Consider the following 21298-nt stretch of genomic DNA (forward strand, 5'->3'; position numbering starts at 1 on the left):
CCCCGGCCGCTCCGCTGTGGGGGGCCCCCCCGGGGGGGGGCCCCGGGGGCGGATATCGATGGCTGACACATGTGCCGACCAACGGGCGGCACCTACCAAAAGCCGCCGTTACCAGTAGATCCACGCCATGCGTGGATGATTTATCCGATATTTGACAGATGTGCCGACCAACGGTCGACACCTACCAAAAGTCGCCGTTATCAGTCGATCCACGCCATGCGTGGATGAATTCATTCGATATCCGACGGATGTGCCGACCAACGGTCGGCACCCACCATCAGCCGCCGGTCAACTGTCGAACGCGGGGCACTGTGGGTTTGCGGGGTGTGAGCCGCATGGATGCGGCGACCAAGCCCCCATGGGTGAGGGCGCTTTGCTTGCGAAGCACTGCTTCGCGAGCGCCCGAACGCACAGCCGCCAGCGGCTGGGCCGGACCCCGGAGGGGGTTTACGGCGTCCCCGCAAACCCACAGTGCCCCGCCATCCCACGGAATGCCGCTCCGGCTTTGGACGTTGCCGTTGCCGCGGCTTGAAGCAGGTGCAGGGCTGCAAGCCCTGCCAGACAACCCCACCCCTTAGATGTCCGTCGGAGCCAGCCCGTACTGCTCGGCGAAGCGCTTGCTGAAACTCGCCGCCGAGCGATACCCCGCGCGGGCGGCCACCGTCTTCAGCGGTAGATCGGTCGTGTACAGCAGCGTCATGCCGTGTGCCAGCCGCGCCTCGGTCAACAGCTGGCGAAGACTGGTGCGTTCGGCGGCGAGGCGCCGGCGCAGGGTCGCGCCGCTCAACGCGAACTGGTCTTCCACATCGCGCGACTGCCAGTCACGGGCCGGTTCGGCCGCGATGCGGTCGCGGATCTGCTCGCCCAAGCTCGGGGCCTGCGGCAGCAGCAGGTTGCCGTGGCCCTGCCGGCACCAGGCCAGCACCAGTTCGGCCAGGGCCAACCGTGCTTCGCTGTAATGCCCGTCCTGCAATGCCTGGCGCCAGCGCCGCAGCACCGTGCCGTGGTCGACCAGCCGCGGCTGCGCGATCGCATCGCCGGGCGCAGGCAGTGCCTCGCTCCACAGCGTGCGCGCGGCGCCCAGCACTTCCGCGCACAGCGGCACGATGGCGCTGAGGTAGCGACCGGTGCCCGCATCGGGCGTGTTGACCACATCGATGCGGCAGCGCTGGGTGAACAACAACATGTCACCGGCATGGGCAGTCAGCGACTGGTGCGCGGTGCGGACCTGCTTGCTGCCTTCCAGCAGGATCACGAACTGCGGCTGCGGAATCTCCACCGAACTGGCACCGTGCTCGCGGCGCGCGGTGATGCAGGCGTAGCCTTCGGCGCGGTCGCAGCCGGCGAGGCTGGCCATCTCGGCCAGCAGGGCAATGTCAGGGGGCAGCATCGCGGTCATGACAGGTGGGCTCCCAGCAGGTTGCCGATGCCCGCGGCGGCGGCCATCGCCAGTGCGCCCCAGAACATCACCCGCAGCGCGCCGCGCAGCGGTGGCGCGCCACCCGCACGGGCCGCCATCGCGCCGGTCAGGCACAGGCCGGTCAGGGTGCTGGCGGTGGTGGCCACGGTGACCTTCTCCGCGCTGGCGAACAGGGCGGTCAGCACCGGCAGTGCGGCGCCGCAGGTAAACGCACCGGCCGAGGCCAGCGCGGCCTGCAGCGGGCGTGCGCGCAGGGTATCGGTGATGCCGAGTTCGTCGCGTGCGTGTGCGCCCAGCGCATCGTGTGCGGTCAGCTGCTCGGCCACCTGCCGGGCCAGTGCCGGCTGCAGGCCGCGATGGCGGTAGATCGCGGTCAGCTCGTTCAGCTCGCTGTGCGGGTCTTCGTGAAGCTCGCGCATTTCCACGGCCAGGTCGGCCGCTTCGGTGTCGGCCTGGGTCTGCACCGAAACGTATTCTCCAGCGGCCATCGACATCGCGCCGGCCACGGTGCCGGCCACGCCGGTGGCCAGGATCGTGCTGGCCGAGGCACCGCTGGCGGCCACGCCGACCACCAGGCCGGCGACCGAGACGATGCCGTCGTTGGCCCCCAGCACCGCAGCGCGCAGCCAGCCGACGCGGTCGGCGCGGTGCAGTTCCGGGTGTCGTGAATGGCGGCTCATGGCCTGAGTGTACGGGGGTCAAGAGGTCGTCGGTAGGATGCTGAAACCCGTCACCGTCGCATGCTGCGAAGGGCCGCCACGCTATAGTGCGCCCTTGCGATGGAAGGCCCCCAGCCCCACATCCCCTGCCACTGTCCAGCGAGTCCTCCCCTTGTCGAGCCCCAGCCACGTCGCCGATACGCCCATTACCGACCGCTCGGAGCTGGTCGAGGTGCTTGCCTCCGGCGAAAAGCCCCGTGCGCAGTGGCGCATCGGTACCGAACACGAGAAGTTCGGGTTCCGCCTGGACGATCTGCGCCCGCCGACCTTCGAAGGCGAGCGCGGCATCGAAGCCCTGCTCAACGGCCTGACCCGCTTCGGCTGGGAGCCGGTGCAGGAAAACGGCAACACCATCGCCCTGCTGCGTGACAACGCCTCGGTGACGCTGGAGCCGGCCGGCCAGCTGGAGCTGTCCGGTGCAGCGCTGGAAACCATCCACCAGACCTGCGTGGAAACCGGCACCCACTTGAACGAAGTGGCGCAGGTGGCCGGCGAACTGCAGCTGGGCTTCCTCGGCATGGGCTTCCAGCCGAAGTGGACGCGCGATGAAATGCCGTGGATGCCCAAGGGCCGCTACAAGATCATGCGTTCGTACATGCCCAAGGTCGGTTCGCTGGGCCTGGACATGATGACCCGCACCTCCACCGTGCAGGTCAACCTGGATTACGCCACCGAAGCGGACATGGTGAAGAAGTTCCGCGTGTCGCTGGCGCTGCAGCCGATCGCCACCGCGCTGTTCGCCGATTCGCCGTTCACCGAAGGCAAGCCGAACGGCTACCTGAGCTACCGCTCGCACATCTGGACCGACACCGACGCCGACCGTACCGGCATGCTCGACTTCGTGTTCGAGGATGGCTTCGGCTACGAGCGCTATGTCGATTACCTGCTCGACGTGCCGATGTATTTCTCCTACCGCGATGGCATCTACCACGACGCCAGCGGGCAGAGCTTCCGCGATTTCATGCAGGGCAAGCTGCCGGTGCTGCCGGGTGCGCTGCCGACGCTGCGCGACTGGTCGGACCACATGACCACCGCCTTCCCGGAAGTGCGCCTGAAGAAGTACCTGGAAATGCGCGGTGCCGACGGTGGCCCGTGGAGCCGCCTGTGCGCGCTGCCGGCGTTCTGGGTCGGCCTGCTGTACGACGACACCGCGCTGGATGCTGCCTGGGACCTGGTGCGTGATTTCAGCCTGGCCGAGCGCCACGCGCTGCGCGACGGCGTGCCGAAGTACGCGATGAGCCTGCCGTTCCGCAACGGCACCGTGCGCGACCTGGCCCGTGAAGCGGTGAAGATTTCCGTGGAAGGCCTCAAGCGCCGCGGTGCGCGCAATGCCGATGGCCAGGACGAAAGCAAGTTCCTGGACGTGCTGCAGGAGATCGTCGAATCGGGCCTGACCCCGGCCGAGCGCAAGCTGGCGCTGTTCCATGGCCGCTGGCATGGCGATGTCGATCCGGTGTTCCGCGAATTCGCTTATTGATCGCGTTGCGTGGCCGCCGGGCATGGCCCGGCGCTACCGGCCCTCGCCATGAGCCAGTTCATCTTGTTCGAGCAGAATCCTGCCGCAGAGGGAACCGGGCGCGATGAAATGGCGTCAGCGCGGAACAGTGACTTTCTGGCTGGGGTTGCCGACCTCTACTTCCCTGGGGCGGAACAGGTAGTCAGTTGCGCCGCAGTTGCCGGGGATGCCAGTGATCTGATCAACGACGTCTACCTGCGCATCAGATCCAACTCGGATGTGGAAGGCTCGCGTATCGCCCGGCTGGTGAAGCGTGCGTTCGAGATGAACATCGGGTTCGTGTTCTGGGCTGGATCGGACTACAGGGATCTGCCCGCCATAGGGTCCTATGTGGGCTTTCTGCAGGCGCTGGCGGAGCAAGCTGAGCAACAGCCCGCTGACGTCTTCATGAAATACATTCCGCATTGTGCCGGCAGTGTCGGTTGATTTGACTGGCCTGACCGTGTCAGCCGGCTGTGCGCCATTAAAAAACCCCGGCAAGGCCGGGGCTTCTTCATTCCATCACTGCAGCGATCAAGCCTTGATGGTCGCCATGTCGATCACGAAGCGGTAGCGCACATCGTTCTTCGCCATGCGCTCCCAAGCCTGGTTCACGTCCTTGATGTTGATCACTTCAACATCGCTGACGATGCCGTGCTCGGCACAGAAGTCCATCATTTCCTGGGTTTCGGCCATGCCGCCGATGGCCGAGCCGGTGACGTGCTTGCGGCCGAAGATGACCGTGCCACCCATCAGCGGCGGGTCCAGTTCGGTGATGACGCCGACCAGGCACATGGTGGCATCGCGCTTGAGCAGGCTCATGTACGGGTTGGTGTCATGGCTGACCGGCACCGTGTTGAGCAGGAAGTCGAAGCTGTTGGCGTGGGCCTTCATCTGCTCCGCGTCGCGCGAGACCAGCACTTCGTCGGCGCCCAGGCGCTTGGCGTCGGCACCCTTTTCCGGGGTGGTGGTGATCATCACCACGGTGGCGCCCATCGCCTTGGCGAACTTCACGCCCATGTGGCCGAGGCCACCCAGGCCGATCACGCCGACCTTCTGGCCCGGGCCGACCTTCCAGTGGCGCAGCGGCGAGTAGGTGGTGATGCCGGCGCACAGCAGCGGCGCGGCGGCCTTCAGGTCCAGCTTTTCAGAGACCTTCACCACGAAGCGCTGCTCGACCACGATGTGGTCGGAGTAACCGCCCATGGTCAGCTCGCCGGTGTTGCGGTCGTGGCTGTTGTAGGTGTAGGTCGGGCCCTTTTCGCAGTACTGCTCCAGGTCGTGGTCGCAGGCATCGCAATGGCGGCAGGAATCGACCATGCAGCCGACGCCGGCGAAGTCGCCGACCTTCAGGGTGGTGACGGACGGGCCGACTTCGACCACGCGGCCGATGATCTCGTGGCCCGGCACCATCGGGTACTCGGCGCCGCCCCAATCGTCGCGGGCCTGGTGCAGGTCGGAATGGCAGATGCCGCTGTACAGCACTTCGATGCGGATGTCGTTGGCGCCGACGGCGCGACGTTCGAAGGTGAAGGGCTCGAGCGGGGCGGTGTTGGTGCGCACCGCATAACCATGGGCGAGGGACATGGGGAATCCTTGGCGGGGTTTGTCGAAAGGCGCTTTACAATACGCCCCTCGTACCGGCCTACAAAGCCCGGATATCGGCATGATTCATCAAGGCAGACTGCACAATGGCCTCTGACAATCTCTCCCACCTGGCCGCCTTTGCCGCCGTGGCCCGCCACCGCAGCTTCCGCAAGGCCGGCGGCGAGCTGACCCTGTCGACCTCGGCGGTGAGCTATGCGATCCGGGCGCTGGAAGAGCGGCTGGGCGTGGGCCTGTTCCACCGCACCACCCGCAGCGTGGCCCTGACCGAGGCCGGGCAGCGCCTGCTGGATCGGCTGCAGCCGGCGCTGGGCCAGGTGCACGACGCGCTGGAAGAGATGAACCAGTTCAGGGACAGCCCGACCGGCCTGCTGCGCATCAACGCGGCGCGTGCGGCGGTGCCGACCCAGCTCGGGCCGCGGTTGACCCGCTTCCTGCGCGCGCATCCGGATGTGCGGCTGGAACTGACCGAGAACGATGGACTGGTCGACATCGTCGCCGACGGCTTCGATGCCGGCGTGCGCCTGCATGAGTTCGTGCCCGAAGACATGGTGGCGGTGCCGCTGGGACCGGCCCTGCACGGCATGATCGTGGCCTCGCCGGAGTACCTGCGCCAGCATCCGGCGCCGCAGCACCCGCGCGACCTCCTGCAGCACGAATGCATCCGCTTCCGTTTCGCCAGCGGGCACTTGTACAAGTGGCAGTTCGATCGCGATGGGCAGTCGCTGGAGATCGACGTGCGCGGGCGGCTGACGCTGAGCGAGCAGACCACCATCATGCGCGCGGTGCTTGATGGATTCGGCCTGGCCTACGTGCTGGAAGATGCCGCGCGCCCGCATATCGAGGCCGGGACGATGGTGGCGGTGCTGCAGGACTGGAGCGAGCCGTTTCCCGGCTTCGTGCTGTATTACCCGAAGCAGCGGCAGATGTCGTCGGCGCTGCGCGCGTTCGTGGATATGCTGCGGGAGTGAGGGGGATGCCGTGCCGACCAACGGTCGGCACCCACCGCATCAGGCAGTAGATCCACGCCATGCGTGGATGGCAGGCCCCGATCACTCCACCAGCGCGTCATACCCCAACCCAACGAACTGGATCAGGCAGAACCCATGCCCGAACGGGTCGGCCAGCACCGCCAGCCGTCCCCAGCGGCGCTCGCTTACCGGTAGTTCGATCACCGCGCCGGCGGCCACTGCGCGTGACAACGCGACGTTGATGTCTTCCACCACCCAGTCCAGGTGCAGCGGCGTCCAGTGCCGCTCGTAGTCGCGCACGTCGCCTTCGTCGGTGGCCACGCTGCCCGCATCATTCTGCAGCAGGTACAGCGGGGTGGGGCCGCCGAGCAGTTCAAGCGCACCGGTCCCCAGTCGGCGACCGACGCGCAGGCCGAAGGCTGCAACGTAGAACGCCTCGGCAGCGGCCAGGTCGGGCACATCGATGTTGACGATGAAGGTGCGGGCGGGGGAGTCCATGGCAGGGATCTGCGGGGGCCGGTTGCGTGCAGTCTAGACCTGCCGCAGCAGGCTGCCGGTTCATCTGTCGGCGGGATTCAGGCAAGGTAGGCGACTGCTTTCGACAGGGACCTCCATGAGCACGCTTTCCGATATCGAACAGGCCACCGGCCAGGCCTTTCCGCCGCTGTTTCATCAGATCACCGCCGAAGGGCGCAGCGACTGGGGTGCGCTGGGCAACCCGTGGTTCCGCGAAGTGTTTCCCACCCTGCTGGCACAACCGCCGCTGCTGCTGCACGCCAACGAGTTCGAGCCGATCGAACAGGGCGAACTGCGCGAAGCCTGGGAAGACCTGACCGCCGAGGACCACTACAACCCGCTGCGCGAGGACCTGCAGCTGCTGCCGTTCGCGCGCAGTGGTGCCGGCGATACCTACTGTTTCTGGACCAATGCGCCGGGGTTCGCCGAAGCGCCGGTGCTGCTTGTGTGGCGCGACGACGACCGCGCCGACGTGCTGGCCGCCAACCTGCAGGACTTCCTGTTCCGCAAGATGGTCGAGGCGGTGGCGGAACTGGAAGCGGAGTACACGACGCTGGTCGAAGGTGATCTGGCCGCCAACCTGCAGGCGTGGCTGGGCAGCCACCGCAGCTGGTTGCGCGACGACCAGGCGACGGCGCTTGAGGCCTTGTTTGCCCGCACCGATGACATTGCCGCAGGGCGGATCAGCGACGAGGAAGCGCAGGCGCTGGTGAAACAGGTGGTCGGCTTTCCGCGGCTGGACGAGTCGTTCGCCTACGTGCGGACCTGAGCGCCCCTTGCGCGCCTGCGTCGGCGTGCATGATGCTTGCGCTGGATGGATGCTGCGGCAGGCGTCATCACCGCGGCACGCTGTTCTCCCTGGCTGACCAAGGATGTCGCATGTCTACTCTCACGCGCTGGACGCTGTGCCTGCTGTTGTCGACCCTGCCAGCGCTGGCGGGCGCCACCGCGCAGATTCCGGACACCATCGAGATCGACGGCAAGCCGCTGCCGTTGAACACCAATCCACTCAGCGCCCAGCTGCAGGCGAGGGGCTGGAGCCCGCCGGACGACGCCGAACAGTCCACCGCGAACTGGCGTGGCTACGTGGCCCGCTGGCGGATCGATGGCGACGCGCTCGTGCTGGTCGATGCCACCATCGATCTGCCAGGCGGCATGGATGACGGCGTGTACAAGCGGCGAAAACGCAGCATCAAGGCGGAGCTGTTCCCTGGGCAGGCGCGGGTGGTGGCCGACTGGTACACCGGCATGCTGATCATCCCGGATGGCGAGCTGACCCGATACGTGCACATGGGCTATGGCTCCAGCTACGACCACTACCAGCTGTTCCGGGTGAAGGACGGCAAGGTGCTGGAGCACCTTTCCATGGATGAAGCCGCGTTCGAGGCCTACAAGAGCAAGGCGTTCCAAGCGTTCAGGGAGACGCCTGAATTCCGCAGCGCGCTGAAGGAAACGATGTCCAAGGGGATGACGAAAGCCCGGGCCATCGACTTCCTGCAGAGTTTCAATGCCGAGGTCTACCTGTCGCGTTGATGGGTCTGCCAGCCTTGCGCCGCGTGCAGCAGGGGTCAGAGCCCTTTCCGTTGGAAAGGGATCCGACCCCGTGCTCGATCAGCTCGCCGCCGGGTAGTCCAGATAGCCCTCGCGGCCACCACCGTAGTAGGTGTCGCGATCCGGCGCGGCCAGCGCGATGTCCTGCTGCAGGCGCTCGACCAGATCCGGGTTGGCGATGAACGGCTGGCCGAAGGCGGCGATGTCGATCGTGCCTTCGTCGACCAGGCGCAGTGCGTACTCGCGGGTCATGCCGCCGGCCAGCAGCACGGTGCCGCCGTAGGCCTGCTTGAAGGCCTTCAGGAAGTCTTCGCCGATGGCGCGCTCGCCGCGCAGGTAGTTGTCATTCAGATGCACGTAGGCCAGCCCGCGCTTGCCCAGTTCTTCGGCCAGGTACAGGTAGCTGGCTTCGTTCTCGGCATAGGCCGGCATGTCGAAGACCTGGCTGTTCGGTGCCAGGCGCACGCCGACGCGGTGCGCGCCGATGCTCGCGGCCAGTGCATCGACGGTATCCAGGATCAGTCGTGCGCGGTTGCGCAGCGAGCCGCCGTAGAGATCCTGCCGATCGTTGGTGAGCGGGTTGAGGAACTGCTCGAACAGGTAGCCGTTGGCGGCGTGCAGTTCGATGCCATCGAAACCGGCGGCGATGGCATTTTCCGCGCCACGCACGAAGTCGCTGACGATGCCCGGTACTTCCTCGGTGCGCAGGGCGCGCGGCGGGGTCGGATCGACACGTCCACGGCTGCCGTCATCCAGGTACACGAAGGCGAAGTTGCGCGGGTCGCTGCCCACGGCACGCGTACCGGCGCTGACCGGCTGGCCGCCGTCGGGCTGCAGCGAGCTGTGCGACATGCGGCCGACGTGCCACAGCTGGGCGAAGATCGTGCCCTGCGCGGCGTGCACCGCGTCGGTCACCAGCTTCCAGCCCGCTACCTGTTCGGACGACCAGATGCCCGGCACGTCGATGTAGCCCTGGCCCTGCGGCGAGACCGGCGTGCCTTCGCTGATGATCAGGCCGGCGCTGGCGCGCTGACGGTAATACTGCGCGGTCAGCTCGTTGGCCACCGCGCCCGGGTTGCGGGCACGGGTCATCGGCGCCATGGCGATGCGGTTGTGCAGTGGGGTTCCCGCCAGGTCGAAGGGGCGGAACAGCAGGTCGGTCATCTCGGTCATCTCGGTGTGGGGGAGGGCGCCCCTGGCGCCATGCACACAGAATGGAGTTGACACCAAGGCGCATAAAGAGCTTCGATTTCCCTCTTGGCGGGACATCGTGTCCCCAATGGAGGCTGCCGATGCTGCCCGTGGAATCCTTGAATGGCCTGGTGACCTTCGTCACCACGGCGCGCGCCGGCACCTTCACCGAGGCGGCCGAAGCGCTGGGCATCTCGCGCTCGGCGGTGGGCAAGGCCATCGCCCGGCTGGAGGCGCGGCTCGGTGTGCGCCTGTTCCACCGCACCACCCGACGCATCTCGCTGACCACCGACGGCGAGGCCTACTACGCCTCGTGCGCGGCCGCGCTGGATGAGATTTCCGCCGCCGAGGCCTGCCTGGGCTCAGCCGCGCACCTGCCCAGCGGACGCCTGCGCATCGATATGCCCTCGTCTTTCGGCCGCCTGGTGGTGATGCCGGTGCTGCTGAAGCTGTGCCAGCAGTACCCGGACCTGCAGCTGACCGTGACCTTCACCGACCACTTCGTCGACCCGATCGAGGAAGGCATCGACCTGCTGATCCGCTTCGGCGGCCTGCAGCAGGCCGAGCACCTGGTGGCGCGCCGGCTGGGCAGCCAGCGCCTGGTCACCTGCGCCGCGCCGTCCTACCTGCAGGCGCACGGCGTGCCGCGCAGCGTGGACGAGCTGCGTCAGCACCGCAGCATCGTCGGCTACCGCCACGGCCAGCCGATGGCGTGGCGGATCGGCCCGGACGGCGAGGGCGGCACCTTCATTCCGCAGGCCACCCACCAGCTCAACGATGGCGATGCGGTGATCGACGGTGCCATCGCCGGGCTCGGCATCTGCCAGATGCCGGTCTCGCTGGTCCGTCGGCACCTGCAGTCCGGCGCCCTGCAATCGGTGCTGGACGAGTGCATGCAGCGGCACATCGAGATCCACGCACTGTGGCCGCCGACCCGCCACCTGCGGCCGAAAGTGCGCTTCGTGGTGGATGAACTGACCCGGCTGGCCGCGGCGGGCGCGTTCGACTGAACGCCCTGGATCGCCCTGCGGATTGAGCCCCGGCGTCGCCTGTGTATACTATCCACCAGTATAGTTCCGCAGGTGGCTCGCCATGCCGCATTCCCCCGAAGAAAAGAAGAAGGTCCTGGCCCGCGTGCGCCGCATCCGCGGCCAGTGCGATGCGCTGGACCGCGCGCTGGAGGCGGGCGCCGACTGCGGGCCGGTGCTGCAGCAGATCGCGGCCATCCGTGGCGCGGTCAACGGGCTGATGTCCGAGGTGATGGAAGCCCACCTGCGCGAGGAATTCGGCCAGCCGGCCACCTCCGATGAACAACGCGCCGAACGCGTGCGCGAGATGAGCGGGCTGATCCGCTCATACCTGAAATAAACAACGGCGCAACATAGCGCCGCCCATCCTGTTACTGCCTGTCTTTTGGAGAGTCCGCCATGAAATCCCGTGCCGCCGTCGCCTTTGGTCCCGGCCAGCCGCTGCAGATCGTCGAGATCGACGTCGCCCCGCCGAAGGCCGGCGAAGTGCTGGTCAAGATCACCCACACCGGTGTCTGCCACACCGATGCGTTCACCCTGTCCGGCGATGATCCGGAAGGCCTGTTCCCGGTGGTGCTGGGCCATGAAGGCGCCGGCATCGTGGTGGAAGTGGGCGAGGGCGTGACCAGCGTCAAGCCGGGCGACCACGTGATTCCGCTGTACACCGCCGAGTGCGGCGAGTGCCTGTTCTGCAAGAGCGGCAAGACCAACCTGTGCGTGTCGGTGCGTGCCACCCAGGGCAAGGGCGTGATGCCCGACGGCACCAGCCGCTTCAGCTACAACGGCGAGCCGATCTACCACTACATGGGCTGCTCGACCTTCAGCGAGTACACCGTGGTGGCCGACGTGTCGCTGGCCAAGATCAATCCGGAAGCGAACCCGGAACACGTCTGCCTGCTCGGCTGCGGCGTCACCACCGGCATCGGCGCGGTGCACAACACCGCCAAGGTGCAGGAAGGCGACAGCGTGGCCGTGTTCGGCCTGGGCGGCATCGGCCTGGCGGTCATCCAGGGTGCGCGCCAGGCCAAGGCCGGCCGCATCATCGCGGTGGACACCAACCCGTCCAAGTTCGAGCTGGCCCGCGAATTCGGTGCCACCGACTGCATCAATCCGAAGGACTTCGACAAGCCGATCCAGCAGGTCATCGTTGAAATGACCACCTGGGGCGTGGACCACAGCTTCGAGTGCATCGGCAACACCAGCGTGATGCGTGCGGCGCTGGAATGCGCACACCGTGGCTGGGGCCAGAGCGTGGTGATCGGCGTGGCCGGTGCGGGCCAGGAAATCTCCACCCGTCCGTTCCAGCTGGTCACCGGCCGCAAGTGGATGGGCACCGCCTTCGGCGGCGTGAAGGGCCGCAGCCAGCTGCCGGGCATGGTGGAAGACGCGATGAAGGGCGATATCGAACTGGCCCCGTTCGTCACCCACACCATGGACCTGGACAAGATCAACGAAGCCTTCGACCTGATGCATGAAGGCAAGTCGATCCGCTCGGTCGTCCACTTCTGAATCACGCCAGGCGGCAGGCCGCGTGCCTGCCGCCGCTGGGAGCACTCCATGGAACGCATCGAACACCGCGCCTGTTTCGGCGGCTGGCAGGACGTCTATCGCCATCATTCGACCACGCTGGGCTGCGACATGCAGTTCGCCGTGTACCTGCCGCCACAGGCCGCCACGCAGACGCTGCCGGTGCTGTACTGGCTGAGCGGCCTGACCTGCACCGAGCAGAACGTCATCACCAAGGCCGGCGCGCAGCGCTACGCCGCCGAGCATGGCGTCATCCTGGTGGCGCCGGACACCAGCCCGCGCGGCGATGACGTGGCCGATGCCGAAGGCTACGACCTGGGCAAGGGCGCGGGCTTCTACCTCAACGCCACCGAACAGCCGTGGGCGAAGCATTACCGCATGCACGACTACGTGGTGCACGAACTGCCGGCGCTGATTGAAGCGAACTTCCCGGCCAGCGATGCGCGCGCGATCAGTGGCCATTCGATGGGTGGGCACGGCGCGCTGGTGCTGGCGCTGCGCAACCCGGGCCGCTACCGCAGCGTGTCGGCGTTCTCGCCGATCGTGGCGCCGAGCCAGGTGCCGTGGGGCCAGAAGGCGTTCACTGCCTACCTGGGCGACAACCCGGCCGAGTGGGCGCAGTGGGATGCCACCGCGCTGGTGGCCACCGCCAGCGAGCGGCTGCCGCTGCTGGTCGACCAGGGCGATGCCGATGAGTTCCTGCAGAACCAGCTGCAGCCCGAGCGCCTGCAGCAGGCCTGCGATGCGGTCGGCCACCCGCTGACCCTGCGGCTGCAGCCGGGGTATGACCACAGCTATTACTTCATCGCCAGCTTCATCGGTGAGCACGTCGCCCACCACGCCCGCGCGCTGAAGGCCTGACCCTGACGGTAGTGCCGGCCGCTGGCCGGCATTGCCTTGAGAATCGTCGAGCAGGCTCGACGCTACCGGTCGTCGTCTTCTTCCGCCGCCTCACGCCCCTGCTGGCGGATCAGGGCTTCTTCGCGCGCATCGTTGATGGCGTAGCGCACGCTGTCCAGGTCGATGGTGGATTCATCGTGCACGAAGGTGCCGGTGAGTTCGCTGTCCGGCAGCAGGCTGCCAGCCTCGAACAGCGCCCACATTTCCTCGCCGTACCAGGTGTCCAGCAGTTCGGGTGCGAAGCGGCCCAGGTAGGCGGTGAGGTTGTTCACATCCCGCAGCAGCATGCTGCGCGCGGCGTTGTTGCCGCCTGCGCTGACCACCTGGGGGAAATCGATCACCACCGGGCCATCGGGACCGACCAGCACGTTGTACGGCGAGAGATCGCCATGGATCAGGCCGCAGCACAGCATGCGCACCACCTGCCGGACCAGGGTCTGGTGGAACTGGCGGGCCTGCTCCGGTTCCAGCTCCACCTCGCCGAGGCGGGCGGCGGAGAACCCGTCGGCATCGGTGACCAGCTCCATCACCAGCACGCCGTGGTAATAACCGTACGGCTCGGGCACGCGCACGCCGGCATCGCGCAGCAGGTACAGCGCATCCACCTCGGTGTTCTTCCAGGCCGCTTCCTGCTGCTTGCGGCCGTACTTGCTGGCCTTGCCCACCGCACGCGCCTCGCGGCTGCCGCGCACCTTGCGGCCTTCCTGGTACTGCACGCGCTGCTGGAAGCTGCGCTGGGCCATGTCCTTGTAGACCTTCGCGCAGCGCACGTCGTCGCCGCTGCGTACCACGTACACGGCCGCTTCCTTGCCGCTCTTGAGCGGGCGTAGTACTTCATCGATCACGCCGTCGTCGATCAGCGCGCGCAGTGCTTCGGGGGTTTTCACGGGGTCTCGGGGGCGGCCGGCGCACAGGCGCTCGCTGGGATGGGGGTGGATTTTCGCATTTACCGGTCGCGGCTGCCCAGCGGCCTCCCGGCGGGCCCGTGAGCGTCGCGGATCCGCTTTTTCCAAAGCGCATCACGCCGCAGTAGCCGCGGGCTGCGCTATGGTGCGCGCATACGGCCTTACGGATGGGGGGGAGTGCATGCCGGTCGTGCTGGCGCTGCTGTACGTGCTGTGCCACGGGTTGGTCGTGGCGTTCTGGCCTGGGACGGCCGGTGGCGGATCCTTCGCCTTCCTGACCGCGGCACCGTTGCTGGCCGCGGCCGCCTGCCTGTGGCGGGCCCAGCGCGACCGTGCGGCGCTGGGCTGGCGCGCCACCGCGCTGGCCCTGCTGCTGTGGGCCGGTGGCATGGGCTTCAACATGGTCGATGCGCTCAGCGCCGGCCGCTCCAACATCACCCCCAGCGCCAGCCTGCTGCTGTACGTGCTGTACGGCGTGCCGCTGGTCTTCATCCTGGCCCGGGCACGCCGCGAGCGCTGGACCATCAGCCTCATCGACGGGCTGATGGCCGCCCTGCTGGGCGTGCTGTTCTTCGTGCACACCCAGTCCTTCGCCGACCGCATCGACATCGATGATCAGGCGATGGCCAACATGCAGCACATGTTCGACATCCAGAACCTGTGCATCGCTGCATTTGCCGTGGTGCGCTGGCTTGCCGGCGACGTGCCCGAGCGTCGTGCGTTCTTCCGTGCGCTGGCGCTGTATGCGCTGGGCTACCTGGTGGTGGCGTATTACATCAACCACTACACCGCCGAGCAGTCCTTCGGTGCCTACAACGACCTGCTGATCGACGTGCCGTTCCTGCTGCTGGCGGTGCTGGCCCTGCGCCAGTCCCCGGTGCCGGGGCGGGTGCTGCACCCGCGCCTGTCGCGGCTGGTGCAGGCCGGTGGGCCGATGATCCTGCCATTGCTGCTGCTGGTGGTCGGCACCCTGGTGGTGGACCACGCGCGGCCGCTGGCGGTGGCCGGGTTCGTGGTGGCCACGCTGGGCTTCGGCCTGCGCAGCACCCTGCTGCAGATCGACCTGCTGGAAGGCCAGGCCACCCTCGATCAGCTGGCGCGGCAGGACGGCCTGACCGGCGTGGCCAACCGGCGGCAGTTCGACACCGTGCTGCAGGCCGAATGGAACCGTGCCCGCCGCAGCGGCACCGAGCTGGCGCTGCTGCTGGTGGACATCGACCACTTCAAGGCATTCAACGACCAGCACGGCCACCCGGCCGGCGACCGCTGCCTGCGTGCGGTGGCGGCGGTGCTGCAGGCCACCGCCGGGCGCGCGGCCGACAGCGTGGCGCGCTATGGCGGCGAGGAATTCGCGGTGATCGTGCCGGGCAGTCCGCTGTCGGGCGTGCTGGCACTGGCCGAGCGGCTGCGCATGGCGGTGGAAGCGCTGAGCCTGCCCGAAGGCCCGGTCAGCATCAGCATCGGCGTGGCCTACCTGCACCCGCCGGCCACGGCCAGCGCCGACCAGCTGCTGGCCGATGCCGATGCCGGGCTGTACGCCGCCAAGCGCGCCGGCCGCAACCAGGTGACCCTGCACGCACGGGTGCTGGACGACGAGAGCGGCGAGGAAGGCGTGATCGATTGTTGAGGCGGACGCGGCACCGGTAGTTGCCAACCTTGGTTGGCAGCCTTCTGGTCGGGTCAGCCGCCGCGCGTCTCCACCAGCACCGGACACGGCGCGTGGTCCAGCGTCCACTGCGCCACCGAGCTGTCGAGCAGGCGCTGCAGCCGTGAAAGGTGCCGACGGCCGATAACGATCAGGTCGGCGCCCAGCTCGCGCGCCTGGGTGCTGATCACCTCGGCGGGATCGCCTGCCGGCAGCAGCGGGCGGGCATCTACCCCACGCTCGCGCAGCTGTGCGATGGCGTCCTGCAGCAGGCCTTCGGCCTTCGCCCGCTGGCGTTCGGCGGCGGGGTACTCGCGGCGGTCGGCATCGCTGGCATCGGCGGGCAGGGCGAACTCCGGATCGAGCACGCACAGCAGGTGGATGCGGCTGCGCGGTCCGGCAACGTGGGTGACCAGATCCAGCAGGGTGTCGTGCTGGGGGCCGCCGTCGAGGGCGACCAGCAGGGTTGTGAACATGGGGGGCTCCTTGGCAGGGGGTGATGGTCGCCCATGCCGCGCCGTGCACCCATGCCGTGCGGCGCAGGCAATACCTGCACCGGATGCAATCGACATTGACCAAGGGTGTCGTAGAGTCACTCCACCTGTTGGAGACTGCCATGCCCCTGCCTGACCTGAACCTGCTGCTCGCCCTCGACGTCCTGCTGGACGAAGGCAGCGTCGCCGGGGCGGCGCGGCGCATGAACCTCAGTGCCCCGGCCATGAGCCGGACCCTGGGGCGGATCCGCGACGCGCTGGGTGACCCGGTGCTGGTGCGCGCCGGCCGCGGCCTGGCGCCGACCCCGCGCGCGCTGGAGCTGCGCGAACAGGTGCGCGACGTGATCGAGCAGGCGCACCGGGTGTTCCATGACGGCCGCGAAGTGGACATCCAGACCCTGGAGCACACCTTCAGCATCCGCGCCAACGATGTGTTCATCGGCAGCTACGGCGGCCGCCTGCGCGAGGTGTTCCGCCAGCAGGCGCCGCGCTGCACGCTGCGCTTCATGCCCGAAGGCGATACCGATGATGATGCGATGGTGCAGGGGCGGATCGACCTGTTCATCAGCACGGCCGGCAAGCATGCGCCGGAGACCAAGGTGCAGAACCTGTTCACCACGGCGCTGCTGGGTGCGGCGCGCGAGGATCATCCACTGTTCGACGGGGACATCACCGCCGAGCGCTTCGCTGCCTGCGACCACATCTCCGTTTCGCGGCGGGGCATCGCCCATGGTCCGATCGATGATGAACTGGCGCAGCTCGGCCTGAGCCGACGGGTGGCGATGGTGATCCCCACCTTCCATGGCGCGATCTTCGCGGCGGCATCGTCGGATCTGGTGCTGCCGCAGATGCCGAGCGTCATGCTTGATCGCATCACCTACATGGGGCTGCCGCTGCGCATGTTCCCGCTGCCGGTATCGGTGCGTACGGTGGCCCTGGTGCAGGCCTGGCACCCGCGCATGGACAACGATCCGGCACATCGCTGGCTGCGCCGCGCGATCAAGTCGATGTGCGACGCGGACGCTGTGTAGAGCCGAGCCTACGCTCGGCTGCATCGAAGGGCGTGCCGACCAACGGTCGGCACCTACCAGTAATTCACAACCCGTGCGTCTGGCGCACGGCTGGCATCGCATCCACGCCATTTTTCGCAGCAGTGGGCCTGCCTAGACTGCGCTCCCCACATTGACGGAGCGCACGCCATGTCGCTTCACCTGCCGTGCGCTGCACGGATCGGCCGCCGCCGATGAGCGCGGTCGCCCTGCCACGGGCTCCGGCCGCCCCCATTGCCCCCGCCTTCGACCGCCGCATCGTGGTCGGCCTGTGCGGCGTGCTGCTGGTGGTGCTGGTGTCGGGCTTCAACGAGAACATCACCAAGGTCGCGCTGGCCGATATCCGCGGCGCGATGGGTTTCAGCGTCGACGACGGCAGCTGGATCATCAGCGTGTACAGCGCGATGTCGGTCAGCGCCATGGCCTTCGCGCCCTGGTGCGCCGTGACCTTTTCGCTGCGCCGCTTCGCCCTGGTGATGATCGCCGCCTTCATGCTGCTGGGCGTGCTGTGCCCGCTGGCGCCGAACCTGCCGACCTTCCTGCTGCTGCGCGGGCTGCAGGGCCTGGCCGGTGGCGCGCTGCCGCCGCTGCTGATGAGCGTAGCCCTGCGCTTCCTGCCGCCGGGCATCAAGCTGTACGGCCTGGCCGGCTATGCGCTGACGGCGACGTTCGGACCGAGCATGGGCACGCCGCTGGCGGCGCTGTGGGTCGAGCACGCCGGCTGGCAGTTCGCGTTCTGGCAGATCGTGCCGTTCTGCGTGGCCGGCATGGCGATGGTGGGCTGGGGGCTGCCGCAGGACCCGCTGCGGCTGGAACGCTTCGCCCAGTTCAACGGCGTGGGCCTTGCGCTGGGGCTGCCCGCGCTGGTGATGCTGGTGCTGGGCCTGACCCAGGGCGCGCGCCTGAACTGGTTCGACTCATCGTTGATCACGGTGCTGCTGGGCGGTGGCGGCGGCCTGCTGGTGCTGTTCTTCATCAACGAATGGTTCCACCCGCTGCCGTTCTTCAAGCTGCAGCTGCTGGCCCATCGCAACCTCAGCTACTCGCTGGTGACCTGCATCGGCGTGCTGTTCGTGCTGCTGGCAGTCATCTCCATTCCGTCCGGCTACCTGGCCAGCGTGCAGGGCTATCGGCCGCTGCAGACCGCACCGATGCTGCTGTGGGTCGCGCTGCCGCAGGTCATCGCGCTGCCGCTGGTGGCCACCCTGATGAACCAGCGTGCGGTGGATTGCCGCTGGGTGCAGGCGACGGGGCTGGTCCTGCTGGCCGCCGCCTGCTTCATCGGCGCGCACCTGGACGCGCAGTGGAACCGCGACAACTTCCTGTGGGTGCAGCTGCTGCAGGTGGTGGCACAGCCGATGGCGGTGCTGCCGCTGCTGCTGCTGGCCACCACCGGCCTGGCGCCGCAGGACGGTCCCTATGCCTCGGCCTGGTTCAACACCGTCAAGGGCTTTTCCGCAGTGTTTGCCGGCGGCGTGCTCGACGCGGTCGGGCAGTCGCGGCGCCACCTCCATTCCACCGCGCTGGTGGACCACCTGGGCAACCAGCCGTGGCTGCCGGCCAGCACCGATCTGCCCGCCCGCCTGCACGCCCAGGTACAGGCGCTGACCTCGGCCGACCTGTACTGGCTGGTCGCGCTGGTGGCCCTGGGCTGCCTGCCGCTGCTGGCCTGGGCCACCCGCGTCCATCCGCCACGTGCCGTGGCCTGACCCCCTTCGCAAGGAATCCCCCATGACCGTCAACAAGACAACCCTCAACACCGGCCTCGCCCTGGGCGTGCTGGCCCTGGCCATCGGCGGCTGGCTGCTGCTGCGCGACGGGCGCTACCAGCGCACCGACAACGCCTACGTCAATGCCGATTTCACCGTGGTTGCGCCGAAGGTGGCCGGCTTCGTCAGCAGCGTCGACGTGCAGGACAATCAGCGGGTGAAGGCCGGTGACGTGCTGGCCCGCATCGACGACCGCGATTACCAGGTGGCGTTGCAGGCGGCGCGCGCTGATCTGGCCAATGCCCGCGCGCAGCTGGCCAATGCGCAGGCCGCGCTGGCCCAGCAGGGCTCGCTGATCGAACAGGCCCGTGCCAGCGTTGATGTCAGCCGCTCAGAGCTGACCCTGGCCAGCGCCGACCAGCAGCGCTACCGCGAACTGGCCCGCGATGGTGCCGGCACCGTGCAGAACGCGCAGCAGGCGCAGTCGAAGCGGGCCGTGGCCAACGCCCACCTGCAGCAGGGGCAGGCCGCGTTGAGCACCGCACGCCAGCGCACCGACATCCTGGCCGCCGGCGTGCAGTCGGCACAGGCCGCGGTGCAGCGCGCCGAAGCGGCACAGGCACGCGCGGAGCTGGACCTTTCCCACACCGAGCTGCGCGCGCCGATTGACGGTGTGGTCGGCCGCCGTGCGGTGCGCGTCGGTGCCTATCTGACCCCCGGTACGGCGGTGGCCGCAGTGGTGCCGCTGCAGCGCGCCTTCGTGGTCGCCAACTTCCAGGAAACGCAGATGACCCGCATGCACGCCGGGCAGCCGGTGGAGCTGACGGTGGACGTGTTCCCCGGCACGCGCCTGTACGGCCACATCGACAGCATTGCCCCGGCCACCGGCGTGACCTTTGCCGCCGTTGCGCCGGAAAACGCCACCGGCAATTTCACCAAGGTGGTGCAGCGCATCCCGGTGAAGATCGTGCTGGAGCCGGGCCAGCCGCTGGCGGAGCAGCTGCGCGCCGGCATGTCGGTGGAGGCGCGTGTGGACCTGCAGGGCGGGGAGGGCGCATGAACGCCCCGAGCGTGATGAAGACCCTGGCCACTGCGGCGCTGTGCCTGGCCGTGGCGGCCTGCACGATGGGCCCGGACTTCGTACGGCCGCAGGCCCAGCTGCCGGCACAGTGGCAGGGTGACGCCGTGGCCACTGCGACCCTCGACGACGATGCGGCGTGGTGGGCGGGCTTCGATGATCCGCTGCTGGGGCAGCTTGCGCAGCAGGTGCTGCAGTCCAACCTGGACCTGCAACTGGCGGCCAACCGCGTGCAGCAGAGCCGCGCGGCGCGTGGCATCAGCGCTGCCGACCGGCTGCCCTCGGTGGCGGCCAGCGCCAGTGGCGTGCGTGCGCGTAACAGCGAGGTGGGCCTGAGCGATCCGTCCGGCAACGCCGGCCGCGAAGACTACGGCCTGTTCCAGGCCGGCATCGGCCTGAGCTGGGAACTGGACCTGTGGGGCCGCGTGCGCCGCCAGGTGGAAGCCGCCGACGCGCGCGTGCAGATGGCCGAGGAGGATGCGCATGCCGTGCGCATCGCGCTGCTGGCCGAAACCGCGCGATCCTACCTGCAGCTGCGCGCAACCTCGCAGCTGCTGGCGATCACCGAGGACAACCTGGGCATCGCCGCCGACATCCAGCGGCTGACCGAGGCGCGGCAGCGCCAGGGCGTGGCCAGCACGCTGCAGGTATCAAGCGCGGCGGCGCAGGTGGCCGCGCTGCAGGCACGCGTCGCGCCGCTGCGGCACCGGCAATCGCAGCTGCGCAACGCGCTGGCGTTCCTGCTGGCCAGGCCGCCGCAGGCGCTGGATGCGCAGCTGCAGGACGTGCGCAGCGACTGGCCGGCACTGCCCGACGTGGCCGTGGGCCTGCCCAGTGAACTGGCCGAACGCCGACCGGACATCCGCCGCGCTGAAGCAGCGTTGCATGCGGCCACCGCGAACATCGGCGTGGCCAAGGCCAGCTTTCTGCCGCGCATCACCTTGAATGGCGATGCCGGTTTCCAGGCCAAGCAGCTGGATGACCTGGACGGCTGGGATGCGCACCGCTTCAGCATCGGTCCGTCGATCAGCCTGCCGATCTTCCAGGGTGGGCGGTTGAAGGCAAACCTGGCGCTGAGCCGGCTGCAACAGCAGCAGTCCGCGCTGCAGTTCCAGCGCACGGTGCTGCAGGCCTGGCATGAAGTGGACGATGCCATCGATGGCTACGCGGCCGAGCAGCAGCGCACGACGCAGCTGCAGGTGGCGGTGGCGCAGAGCGAGACGGCCCAGGGGGCGGCGCGGCGCCAGTACCAGGCTGGTGTGGTCGACATGCTGGATGTGCTGAGCACCCAGCGCATCGCGCTGGACAACCAGGCCGCGCTGGCCAACAGCCAGGCCACGGCCGCGATAGCAAGGGTGGAGCTGTACCGCGCGCTGGGCGGCGGCTGGTAACGACATGGAATCGCGGGGGGGGGGGCCCGGGCCCGCCAGCACGCGGGGGCCGGCCCCGCCCGGCCGCGGGGGGGGGGGGGGACCGCCCCGCCGCGCCGCGGGGG

21 protein-coding genes are annotated in these 21298 nt (G+C 68.3%); 14 read left to right on the forward strand and 7 right to left on the reverse strand.

Annotated elements, in window-relative coordinates; all coding sequences use genetic code 11:
* Positions 1-574: 574 nt before the first annotated feature.
* Both ACVOK1_RS16375 and ACVOK1_RS16380 read right to left on the reverse strand, forming a co-directional pair.
* On the reverse strand, positions 575-1399 hold the full coding sequence (locus ACVOK1_RS16375) for a helix-turn-helix transcriptional regulator (RefSeq protein WP_481562677.1): 825 nt from the start codon (positions 1397-1399) through the stop codon (positions 575-577).
* Positions 1396-2100 (reverse strand): VIT1/CCC1 transporter family protein, encoded by a 705-nt coding sequence (locus tag ACVOK1_RS16380; protein WP_481562678.1) that lies wholly within the window; start codon positions 2098-2100, stop codon positions 1396-1398. The genes ACVOK1_RS16375 and ACVOK1_RS16380 overlap by 4 nt, the downstream gene beginning before the upstream one ends.
* Positions 2101-2251: 151 nt before the next feature.
* Between ACVOK1_RS16380 and ACVOK1_RS16385 the strand changes: the two genes are divergently transcribed.
* Positions 2252-3616, forward strand: coding sequence for a glutamate--cysteine ligase (locus ACVOK1_RS16385; RefSeq protein ID WP_481562679.1), 1365 nt, complete (start codon positions 2252-2254; stop codon positions 3614-3616).
* Positions 3617-3664: 48 nt separating this feature from the next.
* Positions 3665-4081, forward strand: a complete 417-nt coding sequence (locus tag ACVOK1_RS16390; protein WP_481562680.1) for a hypothetical protein — start codon at positions 3665-3667, stop codon at positions 4079-4081.
* 87 nt (positions 4082-4168) lie between these two features.
* On the opposite strand, the gene ACVOK1_RS16395 is transcribed toward ACVOK1_RS16390, so the two are convergent.
* Positions 4169-5221 (reverse strand): NAD(P)-dependent alcohol dehydrogenase, encoded by a 1053-nt coding sequence (locus ACVOK1_RS16395; protein ID WP_108769985.1) that lies wholly within the window; start codon positions 5219-5221, stop codon positions 4169-4171.
* 104 nt (positions 5222-5325) lie between these two features.
* Here ACVOK1_RS16395 and ACVOK1_RS16400 point away from each other — a divergent pair, with 104 nt between their 5' ends.
* Positions 5326-6210 (forward strand): LysR family transcriptional regulator, encoded by an 885-nt coding sequence (locus tag ACVOK1_RS16400; RefSeq protein WP_108769984.1) that lies wholly within the window; start codon positions 5326-5328, stop codon positions 6208-6210.
* Positions 6211-6291: 81 nt separating this feature from the next.
* Here ACVOK1_RS16400 and ACVOK1_RS16405 read toward each other — a convergent pair whose 3' ends face one another.
* Positions 6292-6708, reverse strand: a complete 417-nt coding sequence (locus ACVOK1_RS16405; RefSeq protein WP_481562681.1) for a VOC family protein — start codon at positions 6706-6708, stop codon at positions 6292-6294.
* 115 nt (positions 6709-6823) lie between these two features.
* Between ACVOK1_RS16405 and ACVOK1_RS16410 the strand changes: the two genes are divergently transcribed.
* Positions 6824-7495 carry an SMI1/KNR4 family protein gene (locus tag ACVOK1_RS16410; protein WP_481562682.1) on the forward strand — a complete coding sequence of 224 codons (672 nt, stop codon included), beginning with the start codon at positions 6824-6826 and terminating at the stop codon, positions 7493-7495.
* Positions 7496-7605: 110 nt separating this feature from the next.
* On the forward strand, positions 7606-8259 hold the full coding sequence (locus ACVOK1_RS16415; RefSeq protein WP_481562683.1) for a hypothetical protein: 654 nt from the start codon (positions 7606-7608) through the stop codon (positions 8257-8259).
* Between the two features lie 78 nt (positions 8260-8337).
* Here the strand turns inward: ACVOK1_RS16415 and ACVOK1_RS16420 are convergent, their stop codons facing one another.
* A complete protein-coding gene (locus tag ACVOK1_RS16420; RefSeq protein WP_481562684.1) occupies positions 8338-9441 on the reverse strand; it encodes an alkene reductase in 1104 nt (367 codons plus the stop codon).
* A 128-nt stretch (positions 9442-9569) separates the two neighbouring features.
* On the opposite strand from ACVOK1_RS16420, the gene ACVOK1_RS16425 reads away from it, so the two are divergent.
* The 4 genes from ACVOK1_RS16425 (at position 9570) to fghA (ending at position 12884) form a co-directional block, all read left to right on the forward strand.
* Positions 9570-10478: a LysR family transcriptional regulator gene (locus ACVOK1_RS16425; RefSeq protein ID WP_108750556.1), complete on the forward strand. Its 909-nt coding sequence runs from the start codon at positions 9570-9572 to the stop codon at positions 10476-10478.
* A gap of 82 nt (positions 10479-10560) precedes the next feature.
* A complete protein-coding gene (locus ACVOK1_RS16430) occupies positions 10561-10836 on the forward strand; it encodes a metal/formaldehyde-sensitive transcriptional repressor (protein ID WP_079223297.1) in 276 nt (91 codons plus the stop codon).
* Positions 10837-10895: 59 nt separating this feature from the next.
* Complete coding sequence (locus ACVOK1_RS16435; protein ID WP_108769980.1) at positions 10896-12005, forward strand: S-(hydroxymethyl)glutathione dehydrogenase/class III alcohol dehydrogenase; 1110 nt, start codon at positions 10896-10898, stop codon at positions 12003-12005.
* Between the two features lie 48 nt (positions 12006-12053).
* A complete protein-coding gene (fghA, locus tag ACVOK1_RS16440) occupies positions 12054-12884 on the forward strand; it encodes an S-formylglutathione hydrolase (RefSeq protein WP_200751380.1) in 831 nt (276 codons plus the stop codon).
* Positions 12885-12946: 62 nt separating this feature from the next.
* On the opposite strand, the gene ACVOK1_RS16445 is transcribed toward fghA, so the two are convergent.
* Positions 12947-13810 (reverse strand): PA4780 family RIO1-like protein kinase, encoded by an 864-nt coding sequence (locus ACVOK1_RS16445; RefSeq protein WP_108769978.1) that lies wholly within the window; start codon positions 13808-13810, stop codon positions 12947-12949.
* A gap of 199 nt (positions 13811-14009) precedes the next feature.
* Between ACVOK1_RS16445 and ACVOK1_RS16450 the strand changes: the two genes are divergently transcribed.
* Complete coding sequence (locus ACVOK1_RS16450) at positions 14010-15455, forward strand: GGDEF domain-containing protein (RefSeq protein ID WP_481562685.1); 1446 nt, start codon at positions 14010-14012, stop codon at positions 15453-15455.
* 53 nt (positions 15456-15508) lie between these two features.
* On the opposite strand, the gene ACVOK1_RS16455 is transcribed toward ACVOK1_RS16450, so the two are convergent.
* On the reverse strand, positions 15509-15949 hold the full coding sequence (locus ACVOK1_RS16455; protein WP_481562686.1) for a universal stress protein: 441 nt from the start codon (positions 15947-15949) through the stop codon (positions 15509-15511).
* 140 nt (positions 15950-16089) lie between these two features.
* On the opposite strand from ACVOK1_RS16455, the gene ACVOK1_RS16460 reads away from it, so the two are divergent.
* From ACVOK1_RS16460 to ACVOK1_RS16475, 4 genes are all read left to right on the forward strand, one after another.
* Complete coding sequence (locus ACVOK1_RS16460; protein WP_481562687.1) at positions 16090-16998, forward strand: LysR family transcriptional regulator; 909 nt, start codon at positions 16090-16092, stop codon at positions 16996-16998.
* A gap of 212 nt (positions 16999-17210) precedes the next feature.
* Positions 17211-18725 carry an MFS transporter gene (locus ACVOK1_RS16465; protein ID WP_406234712.1) on the forward strand — a complete coding sequence of 505 codons (1515 nt, stop codon included), beginning with the start codon at positions 17211-17213 and terminating at the stop codon, positions 18723-18725.
* Between the two features lie 22 nt (positions 18726-18747).
* Positions 18748-19785, forward strand: coding sequence for an HlyD family secretion protein (locus ACVOK1_RS16470; RefSeq protein ID WP_481562688.1), 1038 nt, complete (start codon positions 18748-18750; stop codon positions 19783-19785).
* Complete coding sequence (locus ACVOK1_RS16475) at positions 19782-21194, forward strand: efflux transporter outer membrane subunit (RefSeq protein ID WP_481562689.1); 1413 nt, start codon at positions 19782-19784, stop codon at positions 21192-21194. The genes ACVOK1_RS16470 and ACVOK1_RS16475 overlap by 4 nt, the downstream gene beginning before the upstream one ends.
* Positions 21195-21298 lie beyond the last annotated feature (104 nt).

It is taken from the genome of Stenotrophomonas sp. STEN087 (genome assembly GCF_056759115.1).

Bases quoted from the DNA above. Each gene is read 5' to 3' on its own strand.
- ACVOK1_RS16375 (WP_481562677.1), bottom strand. From the start codon at position 1,399: ATGACCGCGATGCTGCCCCCTGACATTGCCCTGCTGGCCGAGATGGCC.
- ACVOK1_RS16380 (WP_481562678.1), bottom strand. From the start codon at position 2,100: ATGAGCCGCCATTCACGACACCCGGAACTGCACCGCGCCGACCGCGTC.
- ACVOK1_RS16390 (WP_481562680.1), top strand. From the start codon at position 3,665: ATGAGCCAGTTCATCTTGTTCGAGCAGAATCCTGCCGCAGAGGGAACC.
- ACVOK1_RS16395 (WP_108769985.1), bottom strand. From the start codon at position 5,221: ATGTCCCTCGCCCATGGTTATGCGGTGCGCACCAACACCGCCCCGCTC.
- ACVOK1_RS16400 (WP_108769984.1), top strand. From the start codon at position 5,326: ATGGCCTCTGACAATCTCTCCCACCTGGCCGCCTTTGCCGCCGTGGCC.
- ACVOK1_RS16405 (WP_481562681.1), bottom strand. From the start codon at position 6,708: ATGGACTCCCCCGCCCGCACCTTCATCGTCAACATCGATGTGCCCGAC.
- ACVOK1_RS16410 (WP_481562682.1), top strand. From the start codon at position 6,824: ATGAGCACGCTTTCCGATATCGAACAGGCCACCGGCCAGGCCTTTCCG.
- ACVOK1_RS16415 (WP_481562683.1), top strand. From the start codon at position 7,606: ATGTCTACTCTCACGCGCTGGACGCTGTGCCTGCTGTTGTCGACCCTG.
- ACVOK1_RS16420 (WP_481562684.1), bottom strand. From the start codon at position 9,441: ATGACCGACCTGCTGTTCCGCCCCTTCGACCTGGCGGGAACCCCACTG.
- ACVOK1_RS16425 (WP_108750556.1), top strand. From the start codon at position 9,570: ATGCTGCCCGTGGAATCCTTGAATGGCCTGGTGACCTTCGTCACCACG.
- ACVOK1_RS16430 (WP_079223297.1), top strand. From the start codon at position 10,561: ATGCCGCATTCCCCCGAAGAAAAGAAGAAGGTCCTGGCCCGCGTGCGC.
- ACVOK1_RS16435 (WP_108769980.1), top strand. From the start codon at position 10,896: ATGAAATCCCGTGCCGCCGTCGCCTTTGGTCCCGGCCAGCCGCTGCAG.
- fghA (WP_200751380.1), top strand. From the start codon at position 12,054: ATGGAACGCATCGAACACCGCGCCTGTTTCGGCGGCTGGCAGGACGTC.
- ACVOK1_RS16450 (WP_481562685.1), top strand. From the start codon at position 14,010: ATGCCGGTCGTGCTGGCGCTGCTGTACGTGCTGTGCCACGGGTTGGTC.
- ACVOK1_RS16455 (WP_481562686.1), bottom strand. From the start codon at position 15,949: ATGTTCACAACCCTGCTGGTCGCCCTCGACGGCGGCCCCCAGCACGAC.
- ACVOK1_RS16460 (WP_481562687.1), top strand. From the start codon at position 16,090: ATGCCCCTGCCTGACCTGAACCTGCTGCTCGCCCTCGACGTCCTGCTG.
- ACVOK1_RS16465 (WP_406234712.1), top strand. From the start codon at position 17,211: ATGAGCGCGGTCGCCCTGCCACGGGCTCCGGCCGCCCCCATTGCCCCC.
- ACVOK1_RS16470 (WP_481562688.1), top strand. From the start codon at position 18,748: ATGACCGTCAACAAGACAACCCTCAACACCGGCCTCGCCCTGGGCGTG.
- ACVOK1_RS16475 (WP_481562689.1), top strand. From the start codon at position 19,782: ATGAACGCCCCGAGCGTGATGAAGACCCTGGCCACTGCGGCGCTGTGC.